This window comes from Peptoniphilus indolicus (genome assembly GCF_900454665.1).
Taxonomy (GTDB): Bacteria; Bacillota; Clostridia; order Tissierellales; family Peptoniphilaceae; genus Peptoniphilus; species Peptoniphilus indolicus.
The window spans coordinates 787,870-800,325 of the sequence record NZ_UGTH01000001.1; the positions used below are offsets into that span (position 1 = coordinate 787,870).

The following is a 12,456-nucleotide window of genomic DNA, read 5'->3' on the forward strand; positions in this document are numbered from 1 at the left end:
GGCAACTGTGCTTAAACAGTATTGAGGCTACAAGCGAAAAAAGGTGGTACCACGAAAGCGTCCTTTTATATGCATGTGGTTTTTTTATTATCTAAATTTATATAGCTTAAGAATAAAATTTATTTTATATAGTTTGAATAATATTTTATACTTAAATCTTCGCTAGTCAATATAAATTTAAATTAACTTTAAATTAATTTAGGAGGAAAAATGGAAAACAAAACTAATGTATATGACTTGCTTGAACAACGTGGTTTTATAGACCAAGCAACTTATGCTGAAGAATTAAAAGAATTATTGGGAAAAGAAAGTGTAACTTTCTATATAGGATTTGATGCTACAGCTGACTCATTAACTTTGGGACACTTCCTACAAGTTAGAGTTATGCAACACATGCAAAAATTCGGCCACAGACCTATCGCCCTTCTTGGTGGTGGTACTACTATGATTGGAGACCCTTCCGGAAAAACAGATATGAGAAAGTTACTTACTAAAGAAGACATCGACCGCAATGCAGAATGTTTTAAAAAACAACTTTCCAAATTAATAAATTTTGAAGGAGACCCTGAAAATGGAATCCAAAAAGCAATCTTTACAAACAATGCTGATTGGCTTTTAAATTTAAATTTCCTTAACTTCATGAGAGAAATTGGAGTTCATTTCAGCGTAAATAGAATGCTTACATTTGATGCATATAAAAATAGAATGGAACGTGGACTTACATTCTTTGAATTTGGATATATGTTGATGCAAAGTTATGACTTCCTACATCTTTACAGAGAACACGGATGTAAATTACAACTTGGAGGAAGTGACCAATGGTCAAATATGTTAGGTGGTTACGAACTTGTTAGAAAACTTGAAGAAGACAAAGTTTACTCAATGACATTCAAATTATTGACTACTGCATCAGGAATTAAAATGGGCAAGACAGTTAGCGGCGCTATTTGGCTTGACCCAGAAAAGACAACTCCTTATGAAATGTATCAATACCTAAGAAATACAGATGACAGAGATGTAATAAAATTCTTAAAACTTCTAACACTTCTACCTATGGAAGAAATTGAAAAATATGAAAGCTATGAAGGTTCTCAATTAAATGAATTAAAAGACCTCCTAGCTTATGAAGTTGTTAAAGATGTACACGGAACACAACTTGCAAATGAAGCTCGTCAAGCTTCTAAGGCTCTTTTCGGTGGTGGAGCAGATTTAGAAAATGTTCCTTTCACAGAATATGACAAATCCGAATTTGAAGAAGGTAAAGGACTTTTAAATCTTCTAAATGAAACAGGACTTACAAGCTCAAACTCAGAAGCGAGAAGACTTGTTACACAAAACGGTATTGCAATTGATGACGAAAAAGTTACTGACCCTAAGACAATTATAACTCTTGCTAATTTTGACGAAGAAGGCAGAATGATGATTAAAAAAGGTAAAAAAGTTTACCACCAAATCAGAATAAAATAATTTAAAACACTCTCTTTAATTCAACTTAAGGAGAGTGTTTATTGTTTTTCTAATTATTTTTATTTAATCTAACTTAAGATAATAAAATCTGATTAATTTTTCGGGCAATTTATTTTCACATAGAATTTATTCTACATATTTACAAGTTCAATCAAGAGCTATTCAGCTAATTATTTAGTTTCTTTTTCCGGACTCACTTGATTAATAAAATCTTGATATATCTTCAATGCAAATTCATCTTTATCATTTATTATTAAATCTTCTGGGTGCCATTGGAAACCAATAAAATAAGTTTTGTCATTTCTTACAATTGCTTCGATAGTTCCATCAGCTGCTGTAGCAACTACATCTAAATTTTCACCTAAATCTTTTATAGCTTGGTGGTGCCATGAATTTACTTCTATAGCTCCATCTTGTCCAATAATCTTGTGTAAAAGTGTATCTGGAACAATTGTAACTTCATGTTTTACAAATACTTCTCTATTAGGGTCTCTGTGTACTATTTCAGTTGGTCTTTGAGTGATTATATCTTGATATAGAGTTCCACCTGATAATATATTGGTTAATTGCATACCTCTACAAGTAGCCAATGTATGTTTATCAGCTTCTAAACAAGCTTTGATTAGTGCCACATCTGAAATATCTCTTGTCGGATTTATATCCTCTAAATTTGGATGAGGTTCTTCATTGTAAAGAGCAGGATTCAAATCATCTCCGCCAGTAATTATAACTGCATCTACTTCTTCAATAGCTTTTTTTGCTTCTTCGTCATTTGTAAATTGTTTTAAAAATATAGGCTCTCCTCCGGCTTTTTTAACTGCATCTGCGTAAAGTTGAGTGTCTTCGTCAATTTCATCAGCTGCCCAAGATATACCTATCTTAGCTTTTAAAACTTCATCTTCTTTTTTTGAGCATCCAACCATAATTGACAAACTTAAACTCAAAACCATTGCCAACAACAGTATCTTTTTTAAATTTAATTTCATACAAAGTCTCCTTTCCGTTGTTAAAATATGTAAGCTCTTGATTTATAACTTCATTATATAATTAAGCTAACGTTTTCTCAATCTTTCTTTTGTATATAGTCATTATTTAATCTATTTACATTAAATTTAATATTTTAACTTATTTTACTAATTAATTATTATAAAATTCTCTTTTGAATTAAATATTACTAATTTATTAATTGTTTATATTAAAATTTGACAACATTAAATCCTATCAATATAATCAGATTTAGGAGGTGTTTTATGAAAAATTTTAAAAAATTGTTAGCCGTTACTCTTGTGTCAACTTGTCTACTTGGAACTACACAAAACGTTTTCGCGTGTACTGGTGTAATAGTAGGAAAAAATTTGACCACTGATGGTAGTTTTATCTATGGTAGAACTGAAGATTACGAAAGAAACAGAACTAAGAGATTAGTTGTCCACCCTGCTGGAGAATTCAAAAAGGGAACCAAACTTGTTGATTCAAACAATGGTTTTGAATTTATTCACCCTGAAGATAGTTTTAAATTCTTCTCCACTCCTGACTCCACACAAAAACCTGAAGAGATGGAAAAAGGTGTATATGATGCAGCAGGTTATAATGAATATGGCCTCGGTGCTTTCTGTACTGTTTCTGCAAACTATTCTGATGATATAAAAGCTGTTGACCCTTACATAGAAAATGGAGTGAATGAGGCCTCTATGACTACATTCATTCTTGCACACGCAAAATCTGCAAGAGGCGCTATCGAACTATTAGCTAAAACTATTGACGAAAAAGGAGCTTCTATGGGTGACATAGTAGTATTTGGAGACCACGATGAAGTTTGGTATATGGAAATTTATTCCGGGCATCAATATGTTGCAATAAAATATCCAGCTGATAAGTTCAGTGTATTCCCTAATGCATTTTGGTTAGGTGGCGTTGATTTGAACGATAAAGAGAACGTTATATCTTCAAAAGATGTAGTTAAAATTGCTAAAGATGCAAAAACTTATACTGAAACTAAAGATGGTCTAATAGATTTAGCCGCTTCATATAACCCGAAACAACTAAGAGAATCCAATAGATCCAGAATGTGGTCCGGTGTTCACTCTCTTGATCCAAACTCTACTGTTAAATATGATTCTGAAAGATTCAATTTGATGAATGACCTTTCCAAAGACAGTAAAAAAATTGATATAAAAGATGTCTTAGCTTTCACAAGAAATAGATTTGAAGGTACTGACTTCAAGGCATCTGAAAATAGAAAATTATTAAAAGATAGTAAAGAATATAAATATCCTATCGGCAATATCAACACTATGCAATCACATATATTTCAAATAAAAGAAAACTTTCCTAAGGAAGCTCCTGGAATTATGTGGCTAACCCCCGGAAGTCCACTTAACATTCCATACATTCCAGTCTTTCCGGACATCAATGATACAACTGAGCAATATAAAAATAATGCTCCAACTTATGATGATAACTCACTTTACTGGGTAGGAAGTTCTGTAAATGATTTAGTAACTTCTAACAGAGAAGCTCTTGGCGTTTCTACAAGAGAAAAAGTTCTGGATTTAGAAGATAAATTTATGAAAGATTTGCCAGCCTTAGAAAAAGAATGGTTAGCTCTTTATGACAAAGATAAAGCTGAAGCGGCTAAATATTCCACAGAAAAAACTAATTCTTTCTCAAATGATGCATTCAAACTTGAACAAGATTTACAAAAAGAACTTTCAGAAATTTCAAAAGTTGACATAGACAATCACTGGGCAAACAAAGCTATTTTAAACAACATTGCCAACAAGACAATGTCCGGAATAGATAAACTACACTTCGCTCCTAATCAAACTATTTCAAGAGCAGAATTCGTTACAATATTAGGTAGACTTGAAAAAGTTGATACAGAAAAATTCAAAGAAAACAAAGCTACTGATATAGTTGCTGATAAATTCTATACAGCTTATATGAACTGGGCAGTTGAAAATAATTTAGTCAAAGGTAAGGAAGACGGACTTGTTAAACCTGATGATAAACTAACTCGTGAAGAAATGTCTGTAATCTTAGCTAAGTATATAAATATGTCAGCTGACAAAGACTTGCTTAAAAATGTAAAAGCAGAAGTTAAATTTGCAGATGAAAAAACCATTTCTGATTGGGCAAAAGATTCTGTTACTCTTCTTTCTAACATGAAATTATTAAAAGGAAAAGATAATAATAGTTTCGCTCCTAAGGATAATTTGACAAGAGCTGAAGTTGCTCAAATTATTTATAACTTAAATAATAAATGAAAAGTTAAATAATATTTAAAATAAAGTATGCTATCTTTAGATTTGAATTAGATAAAGATAGCATTTTTATTTAATTTATGTATATTTTAATTTTTCTATCCAAGAGATTTAATAAGTGTTATAATTCTATAAAATTTAATATTAATTAATACACTTTATCTAAATTACAGCTTTTTTAATTTATAGGGGGAATTACTATGTTAAAACTAAAAAAAGGAGATACTATAGGAATTTTTTCACCTTCATCACCGGCTACAGTTTTTGCTAAAAAACGTTATGAAAGAGCAAAAAATTTTATAGAAGACAAAGGTTTTATTATTAAAGAAGGAAATTTAACCGGGAAAAGTGACTTTTATCGTTCAGGAAGTATAGTTGAAAGAGCCAATGAACTAAATAATCTCATCTATGATCCCAAAATTAAATGTATCATTTCCACAATAGGAGGAAACAACTCAAACTCCATTTTACCTTATATAGATTATGAATATTTTAAAAGCCATCCCAAAATTATTATAGGATATTCTGATGTTACTGCAATATTATTTGCAATATATGCTAAAACAAATATCCCAACTTACTATGGTCCCGCTATGGTTGCTTCTTTTGGTGAATATCCACCTTTTGTTGACAAAACGTATGAATACTTTGAAAATGTTTTAATTAAATCAAACAATCTTCCATTAGAACTGCAAACGCCTAACGAATGGACCGAAGAATATATCCCATGGGAAGAACAAACTAGATGCAAAAGTGGAATTGATAATGAATTAATTACAGTTAATAGCGGTAAAGTAACCGGAAGACTTATAGGTGGAAATTTAAATACAATGGAAGGTATTTGGAATACAGAATATATGCCTGTCATCAAAAATGGAGACATATTGATGATTGAAGATTCGTTAAAAGATATAGCTACAATAGAGCGTAGCTTTTCATTATTAAAATGCAGTGGAATTTTTGATAAAATTGGCGGTTTAATTTTGGGCAAGCATGAACTTTTTAATGACCTAGGAACAGGCAGGAAACCCTATGAAGTTCTAAAAGAAGTCATTGGAAATTTAAACATTCCAATTCTAGCCGAATTTGACTGTTGCCACACTCACCCTATGTATACAATTCCCATTGGATCTAATGTGGCACTGGATGCAGACAAAAAAACTTTAACTTTATTAAATTGGTGATTTCTAGAATAAACGCTAAACCAAATAATAGATTTCTAACCCTATCATTAAAGCATAACCGCGTGTTTAACAAGTGGTTATGCTTTAGCTATAAAAACTGCTTTTTTAAGTTCCACAATAAGTTTTATATTTTATAATATCTTTTTCTTGCATCGGTGTTTTATACTTTTCATCAATTTCAATTTTATAGTTATAAGGGTCACTAAAAACTCTTATGGCTTCTTCAAAAGGTTTATAATTTCCACTTTCAGCTGATTTAATTACTTTTTCTACTATCTCATTTCTTGGAATTACAACAGGGTTTGAATTTTCCATCAATTCTCTTGATGTGCACTTAGGCTCCCATTTTTTTACAAACCCTTCAAGCTCTTCCGGATACTCTCCAATCGTCAATTTGTAGAATGTATTTGTGAAATCCATTTTATTCATATACATTATATTTAATAATTCATAAATCAATTCATGATCATTTTCTTCAGGTTTCTCTATCCCCAATTTATTAAAGAACTCTCTTTCAAAAGCTTCTTCATACAATTTTGAAAAATTCGAAATCACTTCTTCAATTTCTTCTTTTGTAACTTCTTCCAACAATACATCTAAAATGTATTCTGCAAATCTTGCAAGATTCCATTGATATATTTTGGGTTGATTGGAATATTTATATCTGCCAATTGTATCTATAGAACTGAAGACAGTTTCTGGATTGTATATGTCCATAAAAGCACACGGCCCATAGTCAATTGTTTCTACTGCCAAAGACATATTGTCAGTATTCATAACTCCATGTATAAATCCAACCGACATCCACTTTGCCATCAATTTTGCGCCTTGCTCTGAAATTCTTTTGAGTAAATCAAATGGGCTTACCCCGTCATACAATTTATTTGATACATAATTTAAAAGCTCTTTAACAGATTCTTTACCCATCTCACTTGCATATCCAAATGTTCCAAATCTCACATGAGTTTTGGCAATTCTTAAACTGACAGCCCCATCTTCAACTTTATTTCTTATAACTGCATTTCCTGTTTTCGCCACAAATAAATTTCTAGTAGTAGGAACATTTAAATTATACATTGACTCTGAAATTAAATACTCTCTGACCATAGAGCCCAAAGTAGCTTTTCCATCTCCACCTCTTGAATATGGAGTCTTTCCACTTCCCTTTAAATGTAATTCCAATCCATCAATATCTCCAAGAAGTGCTGCTCTTCCATCTCCAAGCCTTGTAAAATATCCAAATTGATGTCCACTATATGCCATAGCTATAATTTCATCACTATCATAATCTATTTCATCTAAATTTAAATCCAATTCAGATAGTAATTTTTCATTGATCTTTACATATTCTTTAGGCCTTTCTGTAGGTTTTACTCTTGAATAAAATAATGAAGAGAGTTCATTTAAATATTCATGATTCATTTTAAATTCTCCAACAGTTTTAGAGTGAAATCATATACTCTTTCAGCTGAAGAGATACTAATTCTCTCTTTAGGAGAGTGTACATCAAACATATTAGGACCAAATGAAATCATCTCTGTATTAGGAAGTATTTTCTTTAAAATCCCACACTCAAGACCTGCATGAACAGCCTCAAAAGTTGCTTTAGGTGAATACATACTATTCCAAGTTTCTTCCGCCACGTCTTTTAATTTGCTTTCAGGTTCATATTCCCAACCTGGATATTCATTTTCTATAGCAAATTTAGCTCCAGTCATATTTGCAATTACTCTAAGTTTATCTATCAAAAATTCTAATTTAGAATCAGATGATGAACGAACAGAAATAGTATATTCTATCTTTTCTTCATCTTGCACAATTACCGCATTGTTTAATGAAGATTCAACTAATCCACTTATATTTTTAGAATATGCAAACACTCCATTTGGAATTGACGCTACGAAATTTATAAAATTGTCTGATACTTTTTCACTTAAAACTCTATTAATTTCAATTTCTTCTATGTCTACTTTTAAATTTGGGTCTGTATTCTTATATTCGTGAGCAAATGCTGCTTCTAAAGATTTTATTCTTTCTTTAGCTCTTTCAATATCTTCAACTTCCAACACAACCTCATTTGAATTTGCAATCGCATTGTGTTTTGTTCCGCCCTTTACAGTTGCCAGTCTTACTCTCATTTCATTTCTTAAGCTACTCAAAATTCTTGCAGACAATACATTTGCATTGGCCTTATCTTTATCAATTTCCATTCCTGAGTGTCCGCCTTCAAGTCCACTCACTCTTACTTTAAGCGCTTTTGTAGTCTTTTCTTCCCATTCATTTTCAAAGTCTACTACAATTTCTGCTCCACCGGCGCTACTAACCAAGAAAATACTTTCTTCTTCAGAATCTATATTAAATAGATAATCACCTTCTATTTCTCCTTCTTTTATAGACATTGCGCCTACCATAGTAGTTTCTTCTTCTGTGGTTATGAGCACGGTTAATTTAGGATGAACTAAATTTTTAGAATCCAATATTGCTAATGCATACGCAACTGCTATTCCATCATCTCCACCCAAAGTTGTGCCTCTTGCTTTTAAATAGTCTCCGTCTATATACATATCTATCGGATCTTTTTCAAAATCATGAGCACTGCCATCTTCTTTAACACAAACCATATCCATGTGCCCTTGTATTATGACACTTTTCGAGTTTTCATAACCTTCTGTTGCCGGTTTTTCTATTATTACGTTGTTTGCTTCATCTTTTCTCACCGCTAAATTTCTCTCTTTAGCAAAATTCACTAAAAACTCAGAGATAGCTTCCTCATTTCCTGAGCCTCTTGGTATTTGATTTATCTCATAGAACCAATTAAAAATTGGATTTTTTCTTAAATTTTCCATTACGTACCTCCTATATCTTATTCAATTTTACCCAATTATCTACAATTAAAAAAGGTGGCAATGCCACCCTAATTAAAATACTAATAATTCTTCCGCTCTATATTCAGTTTCTACAGGCTTATCTTGTTTTGGCTGAGCTTTAGGTTCAACTACTGCACTTGGATCGGCTGCTTCATATACAAGTTGTTCCACTCCCCAAGTCTTTAATTCTTGAGCTGTTCCTATCCAAACTGGCATTCCCACAGTTGCCCTTGGAAATACAAATTGTTCAATGTCATAATTAAACATTCTTATACATCCGTTTGATGCATATTGTCCCAATTGATGTGGCTTTATATTTCCATGTATTCCATATCCACTTGCACCAGGTATGCTAAGCCCCATCCATCTTTCTCCAAGTGGATTTTTGGGGTCATCCGGTAGAGCTGGAGAATACTTTCCGCCCATTCCTCCCCAAGCTGGATTTTTATGCATATTTGCAATCTTTGCCTTTGCAGAAGGTGTTGGAGTATCTGAAGCTCCAACTGTCACAGGAAATTTATAAATAGGAGATTTTCCATGGTAATAAGTCAAAACTCTTGTAGTTGTGTTTACTGTTATCCAATCTCCATTAGTTGGTGGCGTTAAAATCACATCTTGAACCACCATATTTTGATTGTAAAGCACCTTATTAGTCATGGCATCTAACTTGCCTGTTACTGGCAAATTAGACAGTGATTGAAATCTCTTTATCTCTTCAATTTTTCTGTAGCCAGATTTGTCCATAAAAGTATTTTGTCTTACGTACTTAGCGTAAACTCCAGTACTGTTTAAAATACAAATGCAAAGTACAAAACTAAAAATAACCCTTTTTAAAATTTTATTCATCATTTTCCCCTCTATAATAATGGTTTTAAAAATTTTCCTGTATATGATTTAGGATTTTTTGCAACTTCTTCAGGTCTGCCCTCGGCGATTATTTCTCCTCCGCCATCTCCACCTTCAGGTCCTAAATCGATGATGTGATCTGCAGTTTTTATCACATCTAAATTATGTTCAATTACAACAACGGTATTTCCTCTGTCCACCAACTCATTTAGAACCCCAATCAATTTTCTAACATCCTCTGAATGTAGACCAGTTGTCGGCTCGTCAAGTATATACATAGTGCTTCCCGTTGCAACTTTTGAAAGTTCAGTGGCAAGTTTTATTCTCTGTGCCTCTCCACCTGATAGTTGAGTAGATGGTTGTCCAAGCTTGATATAAGAAAGCCCAACATCTCTTAAGGTTTCAAGTCTTCTCTTGATTCTTGGATGTACTTCAAAGAAATCTATAGCTTCTTCAACTGTCATATCAAGAACTTCAGAAATATCTTTTCCCTTGTATTTTACTTGCAATGTTTCACGATTATATCTCTTTCCTTTACAAACTTCACAAGGAACATATACATCTGGTAAGAAGTGCATTTCCACTTTTATTATTCCGTCACCTTTACAAGCTTCACATCTACCACCTTTAACGTTAAATGAAAATCTTCCTTTTTTATATCCTCTCATTTTAGATTCGGTAGTTTCTGCAAATATATCTCTTATTATATCAAAAGTTCCAGTATAAGTTACCGGATTAGAACGCGGAGTTCTTCCTATTGGACTTTGGTCTATATCTACAACCTTGTCTATATTTTCAAGCCCTTTTATTTCTTTATGCTTTCCAGGTTTTATTCTTGAACGATTGACCTTGCTAGCTAAAGATTTAAACAATATTTCATTTATAAGTGAACTCTTTCCACTTCCGGACACTCCTGTAATAGCTACAAATTGTCCCAAAGGTATTTTCACATTTATATTCTTTAAATTGTTTTCAGCTGCTCCAATTATCTCAATTTCTTTTCCAGTGTACTCTCTTCTCTCTTTAGGAACCTCTATTTTCTTACGTCCAGATAAATAAGCTCCAGTAATTGACTCTTCACAAGCCATAACTTCTTCAGGTGTTCCCTGCGCAACTATGTGCCCACCAAGCCTTCCGGCGCAAGGCCCTATATCAACTATCTGGTCTGCCATTCTCATAGTGTCTTCGTCATGTTCTACAACTATTAGAGTGTTTCCAACATCTGTGAGTTCACGAAGTGCTCCTAATAATTTTTCATTATCTCTCTGATGTAAACCAATGCTTGGTTCATCTAAGACATATATAACACCAACAAGTTTTGAACCTATTTGCGTCGCCAATCTTATTCTTTGAGATTCTCCACCAGAAAGAGTCCCGCTCATTCTTGAAAGTGATAAATATTCTAACCCAACAGTCTCTAAAAATCCAAGTCTTGCATTTATTTCCTTTAAAATTTCAGCTGCTATCATATTTTCTTTTTCAGATAACTTTAAATCTTTAAAAAATTTAACTGCATTAGAAATTGAAAGTTCTGTTAACTCAAATATATTTAAACCGCCAACTTTTACAGCAAGTGAAGACTCTTTAAGCCTTGCTCCATGACATTTTGGACATGGTGTATCGCTCATAAACTCTTCTATTCTTCCAAGTTGAGCGTCTGAACTAGTCTCCATATATCGACGTTTTAAATTCTTTTTAATTCCCTCAAACTCTCCAACATAGAGTTTATCTCCTGAAAAATGAGAATTGAATTTAAACTTTAGCTTTCTATCAGAACCGTTCATCAACTCATCTATAAATTCCTCAGGAGCATTTTTAATGGGTTCATCTAAGCTAAATTTGTGAGCTTCGGCAAGAGCTTTTATCATCTGATTGTAATAAGTTCCATCTACTGTTGAATAACAAGCTATTGCTCCTTGATTTATTGACAAATCTTTATTAGGCAAAACTAACTCTTCATCAACTTCTTTTGAAAACCCAAGACCATTACACACTTCACAAGCACCTATTGGTGTGTTAAATGAAAAAGACCTAGGAGTTATCTCTTCAATAACTATATCACATTCAGGACAAGCTAATTTTGAAGAAAATATTAATTTTTCTCCATCTATAATATCCACATAGACCAAACCATCTGAAAGAGATAGAGCTTGCTCCATAGACTCTGCAAGTCTTGACTCTATTCCCTCTCTTATAATTAATCTGTCAATTACTACATCAATATCGTGTACTTTATTTTTATCAAGTTCTATATCTTCATCCAAGTCGTGCATTTCTCCATCTATCACAACTCTAATAAAACCATCTTTTTTTAATTTATCTAAATTCCGCTTATGCGTGCCCTTTCTTCTGCTTATTACCGGAGATAGTATTTGTATTTTAGTTCTCTCTTCAAGCTCTAAAACTTTATCAACCATCTGGTCAATTGAAAAGGATGTTATCTCCTTGCCACATTTAGGACAGAAAGGATGTCCAACCCTCGCATATAAAAGTCTTAAGTAGTCATAAATTTCTGTGACAGTTCCCACAGTTGAACGCGGATTTTTGCTAGTGGTCTTTTGGTCTATAGATATGGACGGACTCATTCCCTCTATATAGTCCACTTCAGGTTTATCCATTTGCCCCAAAAATTGCCTTGCATAGCTCGACAAACTCTCGACATATCTTCTTTGCCCTTCGGCATAAATTGTATCAAACGCAAGAGAGGACTTACCCGAACCGGAAAGCCCTGTAAATACCACAAATTTATTTCGCGGAATTTCTAAATCAACATTTTTTAAATTGTGTTGTCTCGCTCCTTTGATAACTATATTTGAACTACTCATGTTC

Annotated in this window: 8 protein-coding genes; 3 read left to right on the plus strand and 5 right to left on the minus strand. The window is 32.7% G+C overall.

Annotated features, from left to right (window positions below):
* The first annotated feature begins 210 nt into the window (after nucleotides 1-210).
* Nucleotides 211-1,467, plus strand: a complete 1,257-nt coding sequence (gene tyrS, locus DYE58_RS03770; RefSeq protein WP_115312025.1) for a tyrosine--tRNA ligase — start codon at nucleotides 211-213, stop codon at nucleotides 1,465-1,467.
* A 170-nt stretch (nucleotides 1,468-1,637) separates the two neighbouring features.
* On the opposite strand, the gene DYE58_RS03775 is transcribed toward tyrS, so the two are convergent.
* The gene (locus DYE58_RS03775) at nucleotides 1,638-2,453 is read right to left on the minus strand and encodes a gamma-glutamyl-gamma-aminobutyrate hydrolase family protein (RefSeq protein ID WP_004820714.1); all 816 of its coding nucleotides are present in this window, start codon (nucleotides 2,451-2,453) and stop codon (nucleotides 1,638-1,640) included.
* 264 nt (nucleotides 2,454-2,717) lie between these two features.
* Here DYE58_RS03775 and DYE58_RS03780 point away from each other — a divergent pair, with 264 nt between their 5' ends.
* Together DYE58_RS03780 and DYE58_RS03785 are read left to right on the plus strand one after the other, a co-directional pair.
* Nucleotides 2,718-4,733 (plus strand): C69 family dipeptidase, encoded by a 2,016-nt coding sequence (locus DYE58_RS03780; protein WP_115312026.1) that lies wholly within the window; start codon nucleotides 2,718-2,720, stop codon nucleotides 4,731-4,733.
* A 197-nt stretch (nucleotides 4,734-4,930) separates the two neighbouring features.
* On the plus strand, nucleotides 4,931-5,914 hold the full coding sequence (locus tag DYE58_RS03785; RefSeq protein ID WP_004820710.1) for a S66 family peptidase: 984 nt from the start codon (nucleotides 4,931-4,933) through the stop codon (nucleotides 5,912-5,914).
* 105 nt (nucleotides 5,915-6,019) lie between these two features.
* On the opposite strand, the gene DYE58_RS03790 is transcribed toward DYE58_RS03785, so the two are convergent.
* The 4 genes from DYE58_RS03790 to uvrA form a co-directional block, all read right to left on the minus strand.
* The gene (locus DYE58_RS03790) at nucleotides 6,020-7,336 is read right to left on the minus strand and encodes a protein adenylyltransferase SelO family protein (protein ID WP_115312027.1); all 1,317 of its coding nucleotides are present in this window, start codon (nucleotides 7,334-7,336) and stop codon (nucleotides 6,020-6,022) included.
* Nucleotides 7,333-8,760 (minus strand): aminoacyl-histidine dipeptidase, encoded by a 1,428-nt coding sequence (locus DYE58_RS03795; protein ID WP_004820703.1) that lies wholly within the window; start codon nucleotides 8,758-8,760, stop codon nucleotides 7,333-7,335. The genes DYE58_RS03790 and DYE58_RS03795 overlap by 4 nt, the downstream gene beginning before the upstream one ends.
* A gap of 72 nt (nucleotides 8,761-8,832) precedes the next feature.
* On the minus strand, nucleotides 8,833-9,630 hold the full coding sequence (locus DYE58_RS03800) for a L,D-transpeptidase (protein ID WP_004820702.1): 798 nt from the start codon (nucleotides 9,628-9,630) through the stop codon (nucleotides 8,833-8,835).
* A gap of 8 nt (nucleotides 9,631-9,638) precedes the next feature.
* Nucleotides 9,639-12,452, minus strand: a complete 2,814-nt coding sequence (gene uvrA, locus DYE58_RS03805; protein ID WP_004820700.1) for an excinuclease ABC subunit UvrA — start codon at nucleotides 12,450-12,452, stop codon at nucleotides 9,639-9,641.
* Nucleotides 12,453-12,456: the final 4 nt, after the last annotated feature.

Excerpts from the sequence above, each read along its gene's own strand:
- tyrS (WP_115312025.1), top strand. The coding sequence starts at position 211 with ATGGAAAACAAAACTAATGTATATGACTTGCTTGAACAACGTGGTTTT.
- DYE58_RS03775 (WP_004820714.1), bottom strand. The coding sequence starts at position 2,453 with ATGAAATTAAATTTAAAAAAGATACTGTTGTTGGCAATGGTTTTGAGT.
- DYE58_RS03780 (WP_115312026.1), top strand. The coding sequence starts at position 2,718 with ATGAAAAATTTTAAAAAATTGTTAGCCGTTACTCTTGTGTCAACTTGT.
- DYE58_RS03785 (WP_004820710.1), top strand. The coding sequence starts at position 4,931 with ATGTTAAAACTAAAAAAAGGAGATACTATAGGAATTTTTTCACCTTCA.
- DYE58_RS03790 (WP_115312027.1), bottom strand. The coding sequence starts at position 7,336 with ATGAATCATGAATATTTAAATGAACTCTCTTCATTATTTTATTCAAGA.
- DYE58_RS03795 (WP_004820703.1), bottom strand. The coding sequence starts at position 8,760 with ATGGAAAATTTAAGAAAAAATCCAATTTTTAATTGGTTCTATGAGATA.
- DYE58_RS03800 (WP_004820702.1), bottom strand. The coding sequence starts at position 9,630 with ATGATGAATAAAATTTTAAAAAGGGTTATTTTTAGTTTTGTACTTTGC.
- uvrA (WP_004820700.1), bottom strand. The coding sequence starts at position 12,452 with ATGAGTAGTTCAAATATAGTTATCAAAGGAGCGAGACAACACAATTTA.